At 41.2% G+C, this 18637-nt stretch carries 12 protein-coding genes and 1 pseudogene; 6 read left to right on the top strand and 7 right to left on the bottom strand.

Annotation, left to right across the window (positions count from 1 at the left end):
• The first annotated feature begins 206 nt into the window (after positions 1-206).
• Positions 207-1214 carry a class II fructose-bisphosphatase gene (gene glpX, locus ACU5DF_RS19930; protein WP_446713944.1) on the top strand — a complete coding sequence of 336 codons (1008 nt, stop codon included), beginning with the start codon at positions 207-209 and terminating at the stop codon, positions 1212-1214.
• Between the two features lie 349 nt (positions 1215-1563).
• Complete coding sequence (locus ACU5DF_RS19925) at positions 1564-1917, top strand: DUF3135 domain-containing protein (protein WP_446713943.1); 354 nt, start codon at positions 1564-1566, stop codon at positions 1915-1917.
• Positions 1918-1944: 27 nt separating this feature from the next.
• On the opposite strand, the gene ACU5DF_RS19920 is transcribed toward ACU5DF_RS19925, so the two are convergent.
• Positions 1945-2289 (bottom strand): 5-carboxymethyl-2-hydroxymuconate Delta-isomerase, encoded by a 345-nt coding sequence (locus tag ACU5DF_RS19920; RefSeq protein ID WP_045103076.1) that lies wholly within the window; start codon positions 2287-2289, stop codon positions 1945-1947.
• A gap of 273 nt (positions 2290-2562) precedes the next feature.
• Between ACU5DF_RS19920 and tpiA the strand changes: the two genes are divergently transcribed.
• On the top strand, positions 2563-3333 hold the full coding sequence (tpiA, locus tag ACU5DF_RS19915; RefSeq protein WP_446713942.1) for a triose-phosphate isomerase: 771 nt from the start codon (positions 2563-2565) through the stop codon (positions 3331-3333).
• Positions 3334-3660: 327 nt separating this feature from the next.
• Here tpiA and groL read toward each other — a convergent pair whose 3' ends face one another.
• Together groL and ACU5DF_RS19905 are read right to left on the bottom strand one after the other, a co-directional pair.
• A complete protein-coding gene (groL, locus tag ACU5DF_RS19910; RefSeq protein WP_446714283.1) occupies positions 3661-5295 on the bottom strand; it encodes a chaperonin GroEL in 1635 nt (544 codons plus the stop codon).
• Between the two features lie 95 nt (positions 5296-5390).
• Positions 5391-5678, bottom strand: a complete 288-nt coding sequence (locus ACU5DF_RS19905; protein ID WP_045103080.1) for a co-chaperone GroES — start codon at positions 5676-5678, stop codon at positions 5391-5393.
• A gap of 369 nt (positions 5679-6047) precedes the next feature.
• Here ACU5DF_RS19905 and ACU5DF_RS19900 point away from each other — a divergent pair, with 369 nt between their 5' ends.
• Both ACU5DF_RS19900 and gpmM read left to right on the top strand, forming a co-directional pair.
• On the top strand, positions 6048-7394 hold the full coding sequence (locus tag ACU5DF_RS19900; RefSeq protein WP_446713941.1) for an MATE family efflux transporter: 1347 nt from the start codon (positions 6048-6050) through the stop codon (positions 7392-7394).
• A gap of 423 nt (positions 7395-7817) precedes the next feature.
• A pseudogene (gene gpmM / locus ACU5DF_RS19895) lies at positions 7818-9351 on the top strand (2,3-bisphosphoglycerate-independent phosphoglycerate mutase).
• Between the two features lie 322 nt (positions 9352-9673).
• Here the strand turns inward: gpmM and galE are convergent.
• The 4 genes from galE to ACU5DF_RS19875 form a co-directional block, all read right to left on the bottom strand.
• Positions 9674-10681, bottom strand: coding sequence for a UDP-glucose 4-epimerase GalE (gene galE, locus ACU5DF_RS19890; RefSeq protein ID WP_446713940.1), 1008 nt, complete (start codon positions 10679-10681; stop codon positions 9674-9676).
• Positions 10682-10837: 156 nt separating this feature from the next.
• The gene (locus ACU5DF_RS19885; protein WP_446713939.1) at positions 10838-11791 is read right to left on the bottom strand and encodes a DHH family phosphoesterase; all 954 of its coding nucleotides are present in this window, start codon (positions 11789-11791) and stop codon (positions 10838-10840) included.
• Positions 11792-11879: 88 nt separating this feature from the next.
• Positions 11880-15314: a hybrid sensor histidine kinase/response regulator gene (locus ACU5DF_RS19880; protein ID WP_446713938.1), complete on the bottom strand. Its 3435-nt coding sequence runs from the start codon at positions 15312-15314 to the stop codon at positions 11880-11882.
• 128 nt (positions 15315-15442) lie between these two features.
• Positions 15443-16588 (bottom strand): 3-phenylpropionate MFS transporter, encoded by a 1146-nt coding sequence (locus tag ACU5DF_RS19875; protein ID WP_446713937.1) that lies wholly within the window; start codon positions 16586-16588, stop codon positions 15443-15445.
• A 216-nt stretch (positions 16589-16804) separates the two neighbouring features.
• Here ACU5DF_RS19875 and ACU5DF_RS19870 point away from each other — a divergent pair, with 216 nt between their 5' ends.
• On the top strand, positions 16805-18637 hold the full coding sequence (locus ACU5DF_RS19870) for a putative nucleotidyltransferase substrate binding domain-containing protein (RefSeq protein ID WP_446713936.1): 1833 nt from the start codon (positions 16805-16807) through the stop codon (positions 18635-18637).

The following is an 18637-nucleotide window of genomic DNA, read 5'->3' as shown; positions in this document are numbered from 1 at the left end:
GACTTACTTTCTTAAGATTAAAACGAACTTCATTCTTACACCAGAATTTCTTTCCTATTATTATGAGTAAAAACAGCAGGTTTTTCTTATAAGTCATCTTACTCTTTTTAAAAAAGCATATTCACCACTCAAAAAGCAAACGTTTCCCTTTTTGTTGTGATAAAATCTCCGCGATTTTTAAATTCATCGATTTATTCGGAGCAAATATGAAACGCGATTTAGCAATGGCTTTTTCTCGAGTTACTGAAGGTGCCGCACTGGCTGGTTACAAATGGCTTGGCCGTGGCGATAAAAACGCTGCTGATGGTGCTGCTGTTGAAGTAATGCGCACACTTCTGAACAAAACTGATATCAGTGGCGAGATTGTTATTGGTGAAGGTGAAATCGATGATGCACCTATGCTATATATTGGCGAACACGTTGGTACTGGCGGCGACGCGGTTGATATCGCGGTTGACCCTATCGAAGGTACTCGCATGACAGCAATGGGGCAATCAAATGCTCTTGCTGTATTGGCTGCTGGTGAAAAAGGTAGCTTCTTAAAAGCACCTGATATGTATATGGAGAAATTGGTTGTTGGTCCTGCTGCTAAAGGCGCTATCGACTTAGCTCTTTCTCTAGAAGAAAACCTAGAAAACATCGCAAAAGCACTAGGTAAAACACTGGATACACTAGTAGTAACCACGCTTGCTAAACCTCGTCATGATGAGACGATTTCTAAAATGCAAAAGATGGGTGTTCGTGTATTTGCTGTGCCTGATGGTGATGTAGCAGCATCGATCTTAACATGTATGCCAGATAGCGAAGTTGACGTAATGTATTGCATCGGTGGCGCACCTGAAGGTGTGGTTTCTGCTGCAGTTATTCGAGCTTTAGATGGTGATATGCAAGCTCGTCTTCTTCCTCGTCATGAAGTAAAAGGCGATACGGAAGAAAACCGTATTCACGGTGAAGAAGAATTAAAGCGTTGTGAAGAAATGGGCGTGAAAGCGAACGTTATCTTAAAAATGACAGACATGGCACGCAGCGATGATGTTGTTTTCGCAGCAACTGGTATCACCAAGGGTGATTTACTGGAAGGTATTACTCGCCAAGGTAATATTGCAACAACTGAGACACTGCTTATTCGTGGTCGCTGTCGTACAATTCGTCGTATTAAGTCGATTCATTATCTAGAGCGTAAAGACAAAGAAGTTAGAGATTTTATTCTTTAAGATCAGGGACGAGAGGCGAGGACGCTTCGCTCGAGGAGCGAGGAAGAGCTAAGTTCTTTGAATAAATTTGACAACCGTGGGTGTGAGAGCATCTGCGGTTTTTTTAAACTAGAAACTATACACTGCGCTAACTAGAGACTATAAGTGCATATATAATTGACTTGAGATCGAATATATTAAAACGTAAGTGCTTTGATTTTATAGTTTCTAGAGCGAAGCGTTCTAGTTAGCGCAGCGTATAGTTATCTCACAAACGAGACAGCCCTTCAATATCCCCCATTCCATCTTCTCAAAATCACAAAACACCAACTAAGCTAAATTCATTAATGCAAACATGAGGAATTAGCCAATGCCATGTTCACCTAATCACACTAGCTTACCTTCTTTCGATGAACTGAAAACATTAGCCGAAACCGACCTAGACCAACTAGAGCAATTACGTCATCAGCTCAGTATGGAATTGATTGATAGCTTACCAGAGAATCATCAGGAATATTTGCGAGCACAACAAAATCGTATCAACCGCATTATTGAAAGAGGTAACAACCCAAATCATGTTAATATTTTATTAGGACAAGAGCTTAGTAAACAATTTATACGCTTTAGCGATTCACTCAATAATCCACTTGGTGAAATCCAAACCGCAGAAATTATTCAATTCCCAGATGCAAATAATCGCGTTTCTAATAACACAAAACATTAATTACTCAGTATTGGTGCTCAGTAGAAATTAACCTACTTTCTGAAAACTTTCTTGATCCATATCTCGCACATTGATAGTTAAACTGTCAATGTGACTTGCTTGCTCTACTAAAATACCCATTAATCGACGACTTAACTCTCTTTTCTGCTCCATAGTTCTGCCCGATAATAAATCTACAGTAATATGGATAAAATCAGCACTATTTCCTTTATCCCCCACTAACCAAGAATGAACTCTAATGGCTCTAGATTTCACATCTTTACTGGAAAATAACTCCGAATCAATCATCACCTGATGTAAATCTTCTAGCAGCCCCTGCATATTTAAACGGTCTTCTGCTGAGTTTGAGTATTCCATAACTAAATGCGGCATCGTTACTTCCTTTTATTATACGACTGAATAAATGATTATTTTTCCATCATTAGGGCAAAGAGGATAAGTTACAATCTCCTCAATAAAAAAGTGCCTAATGAATCACATTTAAGATCACCCCCATATTTCTACATTACAGCTAATAATTTTTCGCATCTCGAAATAAAAGCACTAAAATTATGCATAAAAATGATTTTAGACACTAAATCTGTCGCAAAATCTGTTATATTTTTACGCAAGTTTTTTACATTAATTTGAATTGGAGAGAATCCTATGCGTCATCCTGTAGTTATGGGTAACTGGAAACTAAACGGCAGCAAAGAAATGGTTGTTGATCTACTAAACGGTCTTAACGCTGAACTTGAAGGCGTTACAGGCGTAGACGTTGCAGTTGCTCCACCAGCACTTTTCGTTGACCTTGCTGAGCGTACGCTTACTGAAGCTGGCAGCGCAATCATCCTAGGTGCTCAAAACACTGACCTAAACAACAGCGGTGCATTCACTGGCGACATGTCTCCAGCAATGCTTAAAGAATTTGGTGCTAGCCACATCATCATCGGTCACTCTGAGCGTCGTGAATACCACGCTGAATCAGACGAGTTTGTTGCTAAGAAATTTGCATTCCTAAAAGAGAACGGCCTAACTCCAGTTCTTTGTATCGGTGAATCTGATGCACAAAACGAAGCTGGCGAAACTATGGCTGTTTGTGCACGTCAACTTGACGCTGTTATCAACACTCAAGGCGTTGACGCTCTTGAAGGCGCTATCATCGCTTACGAACCAATCTGGGCTATCGGTACTGGTAAAGCAGCTACAGCTGAAGATGCACAACGCATTCACGCTCAAATCCGTGCTCACATTGCTGAGAAATCTGAAGAAGTTGCTAAGAACGTTGTTATCCAATACGGCGGTTCTGTTAAACCTGAAAACGCAGCAGCATACTTCGCACAACCAGACATCGATGGTGCTCTAGTTGGCGGCGCAGCTCTTGACGCGAAAAGCTTTGCAGCTATCGCTAAAGCAGCAGCTGAAGCAAAAGCTTAATTTTTTAAATTCTCGTATTAGAATTTAAATTGTAAAAAGGTCAACTTCGGTTGGCCTTTTTTGTATCTATTGATTGAGAAACTATACGCTCCGCTAACTAGAACGCTTCGCTCTAGAGACTATAAAAGCAGATATAGTTATTGTGGTAATAAAAGTTATCAAACTCAACGCTTTTGCTTTTATAGGAACGAAGTGATCTAGTCTCTAGTTAGCACAGCGTATAGCCTCTAGTCTCAAAGCATAAAAAAACCGAGGCACTTACGAATAAGTTAACCTCGGCTCTCAATTTGAACGCTTGTCTATTTAGACAATAGGCTCAGGGGATGTTTACATCATACCGCCCATTCCACCCATGCCGCCCATATCAGGCATAGCAGGACCAGAATCTTGTGGCTTATCAGTGATCATCGCTTCAGTTGTGATCATAAGACCCGCAACAGATGCAGCGAACTGAAGTGCAGAACGCGTAACTTTAGTTGGGTCAAGAATACCCATCTCGATCATGTCGCCGTAAACGCCAGTTGCAGCGTTGTAACCGTAGTTACCTTCACCAGCGCGAACGTTGTTAGCAACTACTGAATCTTCTTCACCCGCATTCTTAGTGATTTGACGGATAGGCGCTTCCATTGCACGAAGTGCTACACGGATACCTACGTTTTGCTCTTCGTTGTCGCCTTCAAGACCAGCAACTTTAGATGCAGCGCGGATAAGTGCAACACCACCACCAGCAACAACACCCTCTTCAACCGCAGCGCGAGTTGCGTGAAGTGCATCTTCAACACGATCTTTCTTCTCTTTCATCTCAACTTCAGTAGCAGCACCAACTTTGATTACTGCAACACCGCCAGCTAGTTTAGCTACACGCTCTTGAAGTTTTTCTTTATCGTAGTCAGACGTTGCGTCTTCGATTTGTTGACGAATTTGAGTAACACGGCCAGAAATAATAGTCTCTTCACCAGAACCATCGATGATAGTTGTTGTTTCTTTTGTGATAGTTACACGCTTCGCTTGGCCAAGATCTTCAAGAACTACTTTTTCAAGCTCTAGACCAATCTCTTCTGAAATCACAGAACCCGCAGTTAGAACCGCGATGTCTTGTAGCATAGCTTTACGACGGTCACCAAAACCAGGTGCTTTAACAGCAGCAACTTTAACGATACCACGCATGTTGTTCACAACTAAAGTAGCAAGCGCTTCGCCTTCAACATCTTCAGCGATGATAAGAAGAGGACGAGATGCTTTCGCTACTGCTTCAAGAGTTGGAAGCAATTCACGAATATTTGATACTTTTTTATCAACCAGCAAGATGAATGGGCTTTCTAGATCAACAGAACCCGCTTCTTGGTTATTTACGAAATATGGAGATAGGTAACCACGATCAAACTGCATACCTTCAACAACGTCTAATTCGTCTTGAAGTGCTTGGCCTTCTTCAACAGTGATAACACCGTCACGACCTACTTTTTCCATTGCTTCAGCAATAAGATTACCAACAGTAGAATCAGAGTTTGCAGAGATAGTACCTACTTGCGCGATAGCTTTTGTATCAGCACATGGAACAGATAGATCTTTTAGTGCTTCAACCGCAGCAATTACAGCTTTGTCGATACCACGTTTAAGATCCATTGGGTTCATACCAGCAGCAACCGCTTTTAGGCCTTCAGCAATGATAGCTTGAGCAAGAACTGTCGCAGTTGTTGTTCCGTCGCCCGCCGCGTCATTCGCTTGCGAAGCCACTTCTTTAACCATTTGTGCGCCCATGTTTTGGAACTTATCTTCAAGTTCGATTTCACGTGCAACAGAAACACCATCTTTAGTGATAGTTGGTGCGCCAAATGATTTATCTAAAACAACGTTACGGCCTTTAGGACCTAAAGTTACTTTAACCGCGTCAGCCAGAACGTTTACACCTTCTAGCATTTTGATTCGTGCGTCATTACCAAATTTAACGTCCTTTAGCAGCCATCTTTACTTTCCTTTTTAAATTCTTTTCTTAATATCGCTTTTAGTATCGAAAATAGCAGATTTCGAACAACGAATTACTCAACGAGAGCTGATTATTCAACAATAGCCAGAATGTTGTATTCAGACATGATCAATACTTCTTTGCCTTCGATCTTCTCAACCTTGATGTTGCCTTCTGCAAAGATCACTGAATCGCCAACTTTTACGTCTAATGGTTGTACAGAACCATTCTCTAGAATGCGGCCTTTGCCAGCAGCTAGAACCGTACCGCGCGTTGATTTTTCAGCCGCTGAACCAGTTAGCACGATGCCACCTGCAGATTTTGATTCAACTTCTTGGCGTTCAACGATCACACGGTCATGTAAAGGACGGATATTCATTGGGCGTCTCCTGATAATTTTCCATTTAAAAATAAAGTGCCATGATTTGGCTTTGGTTTATTAATGGGGTTTTTAGGGGGGGATTGCAAGGGCTTCAGAGCTAAATTTTTAAAGAACTAGAGGCTATACGCTACGCTAACTAGACCGCTTTGCTTCTATAAAAGCAAAAGCCGAGGATTCAGGTCTCAGGTTTCAGAAAGATCAAAAGCGAGCCCCCTGAAACCTGCAAGCGTAGCGATCTGAATTCTGCTCTATGCTCTCCTCTGGGACGAAGTCCTCCTTAAGCGAAGCGCCCTTTAACCTTAAGCAACTTGTTGCGCCTCTGCTCTTACTGCTACACTACCCATCCCGCCACCACTCGAGAAAACCATGCTAGATAAACACGGTTTACTAACCCAACCTATCGCCGATGTATTACAAAAACTCACCACTCCTATGGTGTTTGGCATGGTTGCGATTCTTCTATTCAACTTGGTGGATACCTTCTTTATTTCATTGCTTGGTACTGATGCCCTTGCTGCGGTGAGTTTTACCTTCCCTGTTACCTTTGCGGTGAACTGCATTACGATGGGTATTGGGGTTGGATTATCAGCTTCTATCGGACGTTTACTCGGACAAGGCAACAGTAAACACGCGAGTCAATTAACCACGCACGGTTTAATCTTAGCGGTCATTCTTATCCTTATTGCTTGTGTCATTGGCTTCTTTACCATCGACCCACTGTTTCGATTATTAGGTGCAGAAGACAAGCTATTGCCACTGATCGACCAATACATGTCCATTTGGTATCTCACCATTCCGCTGCTTGTTATTCCAATGTCGAGCAACAGTGCTATTCGAGCAACCGGCGATACCACCACACCCGCCAAAATCATGATGCTGGCAGGGCTAATCAATGGCGTACTCGATCCTCTACTTATCTTTGGTTATGGCCCTTTTCCTGAACTGGGTATTCAAGGCGCTGCAATAGCCAGTGGCGTGAGTTGGTTTGGTGCATTGCTTGGTTCTTTCTATGTACTCACTCGAAAAGTAAAACTACTCGCACCACCAAAGCCATCAGAAATGAAACAAGACTGGCAACAGATCTTAAAAATCGGCTCGCCAGCTGCACTATCAAATGCATTAAATCCTATCTCAGGGGCTATTTTAATGATGATGCTTGCTAGTCAAGGTACCGTCGCGGTTGCCTCTTATGGTGCAGCGCAACGGGTCGAGTCATTAATGCTATTAGTGATAATGGCATTGACCTCTTCACTAAGCCCATTTGTAGCGCAAAATCTCGGAGCGAAACAGCCAGAGCGAGTCAAAGAAGCGATCTTCTTAGCAATGAAGTTCTCCGTCTTTTTCCAACTGTTTCTTTATATTTTGATTGTTCCATTGAGTATTCCGCTCTCTCATCTATTCAGCCAAGATGACGCCGTACAACACGGCCTCTGGATGTATTTGATTTGTGTGCCCTTCAGTTATGGATTCCAAGGGATTGTGATGGTGCTTGTTAGTAGCCTAAATGCGATGCAAAAACCGTTACATTCTTTCAGTTGGAGTTTCATGAGATTGTTTGTATTTACCTTGCCGACGGCTTGGGTTGGTAGTCATTTTTACGGAATGGAAGGACTGTTTGTTGGGATAGCGATAGGGAATGTGTTGGGTGGAATTAGCGCGTGGCTGTTTGTGAAGCATAGTAAGTTGTTGGAGACTATACGCTTCGCTAACTAGAACGCTTCGCTCTAGAGACTATAAAATCAAAAGCGAGCACGGCGCTTGCCCTTGGTTTTTGCTTTTGCTTTTGCTTTTATAGAAACGAAGTGGTCTAGTTTCTAGTTAGCGCAGCGTATAGTTTCTAGCTCTATATTACCAACCCCTCCTAGCCTCCCCTTATATCAACATCGTCAATCTCAACAATACATCACTCAAGGGGAGGAACTGTATTGCGATCGCTGTAGCCACCACGATCACCTCTAAATTCTGCAAGCGTAGCGATCTGAACTCCATGCTCTTAGCTTTTGCTTTTATAGAAGCGAAGCGGTCTAGTCTCTAGTTAGCACAGCGTATAGTCTCTGGCTCCTTCACTCACTTTGTAGTAAAATTACACAAAGTTATTTATTCAAATTTATTAAGTTATTGACGAGGAACACCTTTATGTCAGCTAAAAAGCCTATGGCTCTAGTTATTCTTGATGGTTACGGTCACCGTGAAGCTCAAGCAGATAACGCAATCACTAACGCAAATACTCCAGTTCTTGATGGCCTAATGGCTACTCAACCAAACACACTAATTTCTGCATCTGGTATGGACGTTGGTCTACCTGATGGTCAAATGGGTAACTCAGAAGTAGGTCACACTAACATCGGCGCTGGTCGTGTTGTATATCAAGATCTTACTCGCATCACTAAAGCAATTTCTGATGGTGAATTCCAAGAGAACGAAACACTTGTTAACGCTATCGACAAAGCAGTTAAAGCAGACAAAGCTGTTCACATCATGGGCCTTATGTCTCCAGGTGGCGTTCACTCTCATGAAGATCATATCTACGCAGCAGTAGAAATGGCAGCGGCACGTGGCGCAGAAAAAATCTACCTACACTGCTTCTTAGACGGACGTGATACTCCCACCTCGTTCAGCTGAAAACTCTTTGAAAAACTTCCAAGAGCTATTCGCTAAGCTAGGCAAAGGCCGTGTTGCTTCTCTAATTGGTCGTTACTACGCAATGGACCGTGACAACAACTGGGATCGCGTACAAAAATCTTACGAGCTAATGACAGAAGCAAAAGGTGAATTTACTTTTGATTCTGCTGTTGAAGGTCTTGAAGCAGCTTACGCTCGTGAAGAAAACGATGAGTTTGTACAAGCAACTGAAATCAAAGCAGAAGGCGAAGAATCAGCAGCAATCGTTGATGGCGATGCAGTAATCTTCATGAACTACCGTGCTGACCGTGCTCGTGAAATCACACGTGCATTCGTTCCTGATTTCGATGGTTTTGCTCGTAACGTATTCCCAGCAATCGATTTTGTTATGCTGACTCAATACGCTGCAAACATCCCTCTTCTTTGTGCATTCGCTCCTGCGTCTCTAGAAAATACCTACGGCGAATGGTTATCTAAAGAAGGTAAAACTCAGCTACGTATTTCTGAAACTGAAAAATACGCACACGTTACTTTCTTCTTCAACGGCGGTATCGAAGACGAGTTTGAAGGCGAAGAGCGTCAACTGGTTGCTTCTCCAAAAGTAGCAACTTACGACCTACAACCTGAAATGAGCGCTCCTGAGCTAACTGAGAAATTAGTTGCTGCAATCAAATCTGGTAAGTATGACGCTATCGTTTGTAACTTCCCTAACTGTGACATGGTTGGCCACACTGGCGTATACGAAGCTGCAGTTAAAGCAATGGAAGCACTTGATGAGTGCATCGGTAAAGTAGTTGAAGCTATCAAAGAAGTGGATGGTCAAATGCTGATCACTGCCGACCACGGTAATGCTGAAATGATGATCAACCCTGAAACAGGCGGCGTTCACACAGCTCACACTAACCTTCCTGTACCTCTTATCTACGTTGGTAGCAAAGCAGTTGAATTTAAAGAAGACGGTAAACTGTCTGACCTAGCTCCAACTATGCTAGCGCTAACTGATACAGCAATTCCAGCTGAAATGTCAGGTGAAGTTCTTTTTAAGTAGAACTATACGCTTTGCTGACTAGAAACTAGACCGCTTCGCTCCTATAAAATCAAAAGCAAGCGCTGTATTCGCTTTTGTTCTTATAGTCTCTAGTTAGCGCAGCGTATAGTTTCAAATCTCTGCAAATAATAAAATGCCCGCAGGTTTGTAGCCTGTGGGCATTTTTTTGATCTTAGGTTTCAGGACGCTTCGTGCAGAGGATTCAGGGGAGAGAACAGTATTATGAACTCTATAACCACCACGATCACCTCAGAATCCTAGCTTTTCGCTCTTACTCACCCCTCGAGGACGAAGTCCGTCCTCGTAGCGAAGCGTCCTGCTTTTAGTACCCTTTCGGGTTATTCGACTGCCAGCGCCACGTATCTTCTGTCATATCATCAAGAGACAACTTCGCTTCCCACTTCAACTCTTCACGCGCTTTAGCTGGGTCTGCCCAACATTCTGCGATATCGCCTGGACGACGTGGGGCAATTTTATGCGGAACCGAAACACCTGCTGTTTTAGAGAACGCTTCAGCCATCTGTAAAACACTGTAGCCTTTACCTGTACCCAAATTATAGATATGAAGGCCGGCTTCTTTACCTTTGTACTTCAGTGCGGCTAAATGTCCATCAGCCAAGTCCACCACATGGATATAGTCACGAACGCCAGTGCCATCAACGGTTGGGTAATCATCACCAAATACCGATAAAAACTCACGACGGCCAACTGCGACTTGTGAGATGAAAGGCATTAAATTGTTTGGGATACCTTGAGGATCTTCACCCATGCTGCCTGATTTATGAGAGCCAACAGGATTAAAGTAACGCAATAATGTCACGCTCATTTCTGGATATGCTTTTTGAATATCCGTTAAGCACTCTTCAACAATTAGCTTACTGCGACCATATGGGTTCGTTGCTGATGTAGGGAAATTTTCATTGATCGGCACTGATGCAGGATCACCATAAACGGTTGCAGATGAACTAAATACAATACTATTCACGCCCGCTTTACGCATTTCTTCAACTAATACCAAAGTACCCGATACATTGTTATCGTAATACATGATAGGTTTTTCAACCGACTCACCTACCGCTTTCAAGCCTGCAAAGTGGATCACACTATCAATTTGGTTTTCAGCAAAGATGGTTGCTAAGATTTGAGGATCACGAATATCACCCTCATAGAATTGAGGTTTTACACCAACCAAAGCTTCAATGCGATCAAGCACCACTTCTTTACTGTTGTATAAGTTGTCTAAAATGATTGGCGTTAAGCCCGCTTCAATCATTTGTACACATGTGTGGCTACCGATGTAACCCATGCCGCCAGTGACTAATATGTTCATTTTGTTCTCTATTTTTTAATTTATTGAATAAGAGCCTATACGCTGCGCTAGCTAGAACGCTCCGCTCTAGAAACTATAAAATCAAGAGCAAAAGTAACGTGCTCGCTTTTGATTTTATAGTCTCTAGTTAGCGCAGCGTATAGTTTCTAGTTTCGTTTAGTATTTACTCTCAACCACTTTAACAAATTCAGAAATAGACTCTTTCGGCAACGCATTAATTCCCGCCGCCGCTTCACGCCCACCACCGGTTTCAAACGAGCTACAAATCTCCCCTGCACCTTGCTTATTATTCAACGGGGCTCGCAGTGACACCATATACGTGCCATCCATATTTTGCGTTAATACCGCATGAGCTGAATCGGGGTTTTGATTTGCAAGAAGATTACCATACACACCACTAATACGACGTGCCCATGCCTTGTTTGGTAATTCAAATAATCCCAGTTTCTCACTTTTATGCAGTGCTTGAATCGCAAGAGCATTATCCATATCCGATTGATAGGCAGTTTGAAGCTGATAAAAAGGAGAGGCTTTATCGGCAATTACATCAAAAGGAGAAGAGTATTTTAATAACGCTTGATATAAGTCAGCAGGATCAAAGTGTAAATCCTCAACCTTAGCTCCATAACCATTATAGTTGATTAAGGTACCCAACTCTTTTAGCTGTTCTTTTTGCTCAACAGATAAACCGGCAGCGTCTGCCAAGTCATCCGCTTTAGCAATTAAGTTATCACCATAAGCAGCGGTAATCGCCCACTCATGAAACTGGCCATCTAATAGATGATCGATAATCAATGCAGTACACGTATTGGCATCTAAATCGATATGAGCAGATAGATTCTCATGCTCAGGGATCTCACCCGCACGATGATGATCAGCATAAAACACCTCAGCGCCAGAGCTTAAAGCAAGCTCTAGACCTACCATGTTCTTTTCCATCGAGATGTCTAATACCGTAAGTTTATCACCCGATTTAGCTTCTATTTTTGCCACAAGATTAATGTCTCGTTTCACACCAGTCACTAACTGAGAGTCCAAAGGTGAAGCAAGGCGTAACTGAAGCAGTGTGATAATGCCGTCAGCATCACCATTAAAAATATCGTAGTTCATTATCAGTCCGTTGTTATAATTTATATAGTGACACTATATCATTTTCAAAAACAATGCGCCGCATGGCTGTAATATCATCATTATTGCTTTAAGAATGACGGTTTAACACCGCTCTAAGTTTTAAGGGTTTTACTGGTTTTGAAATAAAACCAAAGCCGTTACTTTTAATACACTCTAATAAATCATCTGTTTTATCTGCACTAATCATCACACCTTCAAACGTATTTCCTAAACGTAAACGACATTGCTGCAATACTTCTAAGCCAGTACGATCGTTATCCAGACGATAATCAGAAAAAATAACATCAGGGATCCAACCACCTTCTAAACTGCGTAAACTTCCCATCAGATCAGTCGCGATTTTTACCTCACACCCCCAGCGCTCAAGTAATGATTCCATTCCAACTAAAATATCAGGTTCATTATCAACGCATAAAACACGTAGATGGCTTAACGGCAGTTCTTCTTTTTCAACTACATCCGAAATATGACTCTCTACCATTACCCCTCTTTCTAAAGCTACTGAGAATACTGAACCTTTACTCACCCAAGATCTTAAAGAAATAGTATGCCCAAGAGCATGAGAAATACCTCTTGCTATCGCTAGCCCAAGCCCTAACCCTTGATCTGCTCGACTTTGATCCACCCGAGTAAATTCATCAAAAATAGCTTGTTGTTTTTCTTCTGGTATCCCAATGCCATTATCCCAAACATCAATGCGGATTTGTTCTTTGACTCGTCTCGCCCCTAAAATAACTTTACCTTTTGGATTATATCGAAATGCATTTGTTAAAAAATTCTGAACCACTCTACGCAACAATTTAGGATCAGAATCCACGACCACGTTAGAATGAATCACTGAAAATTCAATACCTTGCTGTTTTGCCAATGCACCAAATTCTGCTTCTAAATTAGAGAATAAACTACTCAATGAAAACCCATGAACATGAGTTTCTAATTTACCTGCCTCTAAACGAGAAATATCAAGCAAATCACCAATCAACTCTTCCGCAGCTCCAAGGGCACTTTCAATATGCCCTGATATTTTTTCTGTTTCAGGATCTTTGGCTACTTCACTTAACGATGATGCAAATAAACGAGCAGCATTAAGAGGTTGCATTAAATCGTGGCTAACTGCGGCTAATAAACGAGTTTTAGATTGAGATGTTAATTCTGCATTTTGAGTCGCACTAACCAAACGCTGATTTAACTTTTCAAGTTCCTTTGTTCTTTCATGTACCCGAGATTCTAAAGTCTCATTGGTTTCTTTTAGTGTTTTTTCTGCTTGCCTAAAAACCGTAATATCAGTAAAACTCATTACGAAACCACCATTAGGCATAGGGTTTCCTTGTACTTCAATTACTTGACCATCTGGACGAATTCGTGAAGATACGTGCCGAGTCCCTCGTTCTAAATGTTCTACACGCCGCTTTACGTGAATTTCTGGATCTCCAGGACCACAAAGACCTTGTTCCGCATTGTGCCGAATGACATCTGCAATCGGACGACCTACTTGAATTAATCCAGGAGGAAAAGTAAATAACTCTAAATACCGTTGGTTCCATGCGACCAATTTCATCTGCTTATCTACTACTGCAATTCCTTGGCTGATATGCTCAATCGCACCTTGTAATAACCCTCGGCTAAAGTCATACAATTCAGAGGCTTCATCTACAATAGTCGCAACTTCTTCCAACTGCATATTTCTTCCCTGAAGTGCGGAAGTAAGTACTAGACGAGAAGACGAAGCCCCAAATACTCCCGCTAATACGCGTTCAGTATGCCGAATTAATTGAGAATTAGCCTGTTGTTGTGGAAGTAACTCTTCACCTTGCTGCTGTGAAAATTGCTGAAATGCTTTCTGAGCTCGGCGGCGCCCGACAAACCGAGACGCTAACATTTCTAACTCCCCAACAGTGACGCGAGTTTGATAAACACTGACATCTTCATTTTCAGGTAATGGCGCACCGATAAAAGACGCCGCTTGTAATCGTTCACTTAGCGATGCTCTAGTCACTAAAGATACAAGAATAAAAAGCATAGAGTTTAAGCCTAGACTCGTCATCATCCCCCAATCAGACGTTTTTACTTCTAATGAAGCTAACCAGTTTGGCGGAGTAATTACCCATAATAAAAAATTAGTCTCTGCACTGCCTGCTAACATCTGAGTTTGGCTCATTAAAGTAATTAACCAAACAACAAAACCAATCGCTAAGCCTGCATATACTCCTTTTTTATTTCCTTGCCGCCAATACAGACCTCCAATTAATGCAGGAGCAAACTGTGCTATGGCAGCAAAAGCTAATAATCCAATAACAGATAACGATTCTATTGTGTCTAATGCTTGATAAAACCCCCATGCACCCATTAATAATAAAACTATCAGCAATCGTCTAATCGTTACTAATAATTTAGAAAAATGACCAAATGAATGTGCTGTGGTTTTTACTCGACGTAATAATAGAGGCAAAACTAAATCGTTAGATACCATGATAGCCAATGCAATCGTTGAAACAATTACCATACCACTAGCGGCTGATGTTCCTCCGACAAAAGCCAATAAAGCCATCAATTCAGACCCCATAGATAAAGGGACGCTGATAATAAAGGCATCACTAGAAGCATCAGAAAGTAATGCTTGTCCCGCCCATGAAATAGGCAGCACAAATAACCCCATTAATAAGAGATAAAGAGGGAATAGCCAACGAGCAGTACGTAGATCTTGCGCTCGTTCGTTCTCAACAACAATGGTATGAAACTGACGAGGTAAGCAGATGATCGCAGCCATAGTCAGTAAGGTATGAAATAATAACGTAATGAGATTTGGTGATTGATAAGTTTCTTTAGCTACCTTTATCAGATCTATATTAGGTTCTGAATAAGCCAAATAGACAATAAATCCCCCCACAGAAAAAAAAGCAATCAGCTTAACAATCGACTCAAAGGCGACCGCCATCATCAAGCCTCGATGATGCTCTGTAGTATCAATATGGCGAGTACCAAAAAGAATAGTAAAAATCGCCAATGCTCCGCCAACAAACCAAGAAATATGACCTTCTTGATACCCTAAATCTTGAGCCAAATTCGGAGCAACAAAGTCTAACCCCATAGTTATCCCCCGTAGCTGTAAAGCAATATAGGGTAAAATGCCAATCACCGCGATAATGGTGATAACCCCTGCTAATCCTTGGGATTTACCGTAACGGGCAGCAATGAAATCAGCAATAGAAGTAATGTGTTCACGCTTTGCAATTAAAATAATTCTGGCTAAAAAACGCCATGCAAAAACAAAAACAAAAATAGGTGCAAGATAGATTGGAAGAAAAGACCACGGGTTACTGGTGGCTTGGCCTACAGTGCCATAAAAGGTCCATGAGGTGCAATAAACTGCAATCGAAAGACTGTAAATCCACGGGCGATAACGAGCTAGCCACCCTTTTTGCCTATCACCATACCAGGCAATTAAAAATAATAGTCCTAAATATGCCAGTGATACTGGCACCACAATCCATCCTTGTGTCATCACTCATCCTTGGTGATACCATTCTAGTGTAATAAAAAAACGCTAGAAGGGTACAAATACTCTGTAGCACCATTCTAGCGTTATATTGTCGCTTGTTTTTCACTCAAGCTAACAAATGTGATTAAGAGCTATTTATCTTTCACTTTATCCAATTTAATCAGCAGAGCAAAGGCTCCCATCACAGCCATAAACCAGAAAATATTTGCTCCCCATGCTTCATAACCCCAACCACTTAATGTCGTCATTAATGCAATAAAAGCACCTAACGGAATCGCATTATATAACGCTTGTAGAGGGATCATTTTGTTTTGAGGAAATTTTTGTATATATTGGATTGCAGCTAGGTGTGCCATAGCAAATGTAACACCGTGCAATGCTTGAACTAACACTAAGGCAAATAAATCCGTCGTTGCTGCCGTTAATCCCCAGCGAACCATTACACCAACAGCAGCGACTTTAAATAACGTTGATATCTTCCATCCTGCAAACAATTGCTTACTAAAAGCAAATACCATTACCTCAGCAACAACACCTAAGCTCCATAAATAACCAATGGTACTTTCCTCATAGCCCGACTCTTTCCAATAGATAGAACTGAAACTGTAATATGCAGCATGACTTCCTTGAATAAGCGATACTAAAATAATGAATTTTAATACCGCAGGTTCCGTTAAAAGAGCTAACAATTTAGGGCGAGTATGATCTTCTGCAGAAGCTGATATAGGCATTGGGTTAGGGTTTCGCATCACTAAAAACAGTGCCGCTAATATTCCAGCAATCGCAGTATACACGATCATATCAGTGCCAAACCCTGACACTAAATAACCCACAACAGTTGAGCCTGCAATAAAACTCACCGAGCCCCATAAACGAGTTCGACCGTAATCTAATAAATTATTCTTCGCGTAATAATTTGTCATGGCATCAGACAATGGGACGGCTGGGCCACAAGATAAATTAAAGAGTATGGTGACAAATGCCATCCACCAGAAGTTCCCCCCATTAATTAAAAACAAACCGAGTGCGATTAAAGAGGCGAGCGTCAATACTCGTAATGCCGGAATTAAGTATTCAACCTTATGCAAACGAGGTGTTATCACCAAGTTCGCTACGCAACGCGTTGCAAAACCTAAACCAATTAAAACACCGATATCTCCAGCAGATACACCTTGGTCTTCAAACCACAATGCCCAAAATGGTAAATAAACACCGTAGGCAAAAAAGAACCCACCAAAATATTGAGAGATCCAGGTAAAGGGAGAAACGCGAAACATAGCAACGTCCAAAAAGGAATAATAAAAGAGGTGTACATTATGGCATTGAATAGCTTTATAAAAAGGGAAAACAGAATAGAAGAAAATTGCACCTTTTAAAATGTGACTTCGAATTCAATTTTCAAGACATTAATAAGATCCCTAGACTAAAGTCGTCTTCATTCTTATCGCATTTCTAGCGAGAATAGGATAAATCGTCGATTAAAGGGTGGAGTTATGCCAACTGATATCAATTTCTCAATTGCCCCATTCAATATTCTGACTACTGCACAACAAGAACAATTAGCTCGACACGTCGATATCGCTTACTTTCGCTCAAATGATATTATTTTGTATCAAGGACAATCGACTGAAAGCTTATACATTATAATCAAAGGCGTAGTTGAAGAGCGTTCTAACGACAGTGGGGAAATTTATGCCCATTATACTAATGATGATATTTTTGATGTTCGTTCTCAATTAGAGCATTGCGTAAAACACAATTATCACGCCCTTGAAGATACCTTATGTCACCTTATCCCTACGGATATATTTCTCTCTATTTATCATGAAAATCCAGATTTTTCCGCTTATTTTAATGGCAGTTTAGCAAAACGGAAAGCCCTTCTAGCCCAAGCAAATCAACAGAAAAATTTGGCTGAATTTATTCTCACAAAAGTTGATGATGATACGATTCAAAAATCAATTACGGTAGATTGGAATACCTCATTAAAACAAGTCACTCATCTGCTTAAAGAAAATAATATTGATGCTCTTTTTGTAGAGCTAAATCAGTATGATCCAAGGCGTAAAGAAAGTGAAAATCCGTTACCCATCGGGATCATTACTCGTACCGATTTATTACATGCGTTAGTTCTTGGTGATCATGAACAGAATCATCCTGTCGGCCCAATGGCAACCTACCCAGTAGTGCATATTCAAAAACATGACTATCTATTTAATGCCATGACCCTTATGACTCGCCACCACGTAAAAAGGGTTGCGGTGTTAGAGGATAAAAAATTAATTGGCATGCTCGATATGACACAGGTATTGAGTCTTTTCTCTACTCATTCTCACGTATTAACTTTACGCATCGCTCGTTCACAAAGCATTGAAGAGCTTGCCATCGCAGCCAATAGTCAAACCCAACTCATTGAGACTTTAATAAATAATGGCATTCGCACACGATTTATTATGGAGCTAATCTCTACCGTTAATGAACAGATCATTGAAAAGGCGTTTACGTTAACGATTCCAAAAAGTCTTCATGATCATTGCTGTTTACTGGTTATGGGATCAGAAGGACGCGGGGAACAAATTTTAAAAACCGATCAAGATAACGCCTTAATTATTAAAAATGGGGTGGAATGGCATAACGTTGGTGAGCTGATGACACAATTTACTCAGACATTACTGCAGCTTGGCTATCCTTTATGTAAAGGCAATGTCATGGTCAGTAACCCCCATTGGGTAAAAACAGAACAAGAGTGGCAGCATTATATTAACCGAATATGCACTGAGCATAATGGCGATAATATGATGAATTTAGCCATATTTTCTGATGCCCAAGCCATTGCTGGTAACCGAGATTTACTCTCTCCATTAAAGCAGAGCGTCAGTAAAAAATTAAAAGACAACGAACTTGCGTTGAGTATTTTTACTCGACCCGCTTTGCAATTCACAGTGCCACTCACCCTGTTTGGTAATGTCAAAAATAAAAAAGAAGGCATCGATATTAAACAAGGAGGGATTTTCCCTATTGTTCATGGTATTCGCGCCCTTTCTTTAGAGCAAGGAATAGAAAAAACCAACACCTTCCAACGTATTGAAGAGTTAAGTTCACGCAAAGTCTTAGAACCATCAACCGCCGATAATTTAACTGAAGCATTGAAATTATTTTTTAAATGGCGACTTCGTCAACAACTGCAAGAAAGCCAAAATAGAGTCTCCAATTATATTCATATTGATCAGCTCGATAGAACAGAAAGAGACTTACTGCGCCATAGCTTACATGTGGTAAAGAAGTTTAAAGAGTGGCTTGGTTACCATTATCAAATAAGGGATTAA

It is taken from the genome of Aliivibrio wodanis, assembly GCF_052920805.1.
Note: the sequence above shows the minus strand (reverse complement) of the source record. Positions and strands in the feature narration are given on the sequence as shown.

Bases quoted from the DNA above. Each gene is read 5' to 3' on its own strand.
- glpX (WP_446713944.1), top strand. From the start codon at position 207: ATGAAACGCGATTTAGCAATGGCTTTTTCTCGAGTTACTGAAGGTGCC.
- ACU5DF_RS19925 (WP_446713943.1), top strand. From the start codon at position 1,564: ATGCCATGTTCACCTAATCACACTAGCTTACCTTCTTTCGATGAACTG.
- ACU5DF_RS19920 (WP_045103076.1), bottom strand. From the start codon at position 2,289: ATGCCGCATTTAGTTATGGAATACTCAAACTCAGCAGAAGACCGTTTA.
- tpiA (WP_446713942.1), top strand. From the start codon at position 2,563: ATGCGTCATCCTGTAGTTATGGGTAACTGGAAACTAAACGGCAGCAAA.
- ACU5DF_RS19905 (WP_045103080.1), bottom strand. From the start codon at position 5,678: ATGAATATCCGTCCTTTACATGACCGTGTGATCGTTGAACGCCAAGAA.
- ACU5DF_RS19900 (WP_446713941.1), top strand. From the start codon at position 6,048: ATGCTAGATAAACACGGTTTACTAACCCAACCTATCGCCGATGTATTA.
- galE (WP_446713940.1), bottom strand. From the start codon at position 10,681: ATGAACATATTAGTCACTGGCGGCATGGGTTACATCGGTAGCCACACA.
- ACU5DF_RS19885 (WP_446713939.1), bottom strand. From the start codon at position 11,791: ATGAACTACGATATTTTTAATGGTGATGCTGACGGCATTATCACACTG.
- ACU5DF_RS19880 (WP_446713938.1), bottom strand. From the start codon at position 15,314: ATGACACAAGGATGGATTGTGGTGCCAGTATCACTGGCATATTTAGGA.
- ACU5DF_RS19875 (WP_446713937.1), bottom strand. From the start codon at position 16,588: ATGTTTCGCGTTTCTCCCTTTACCTGGATCTCTCAATATTTTGGTGGG.
- ACU5DF_RS19870 (WP_446713936.1), top strand. From the start codon at position 16,805: ATGCCAACTGATATCAATTTCTCAATTGCCCCATTCAATATTCTGACT.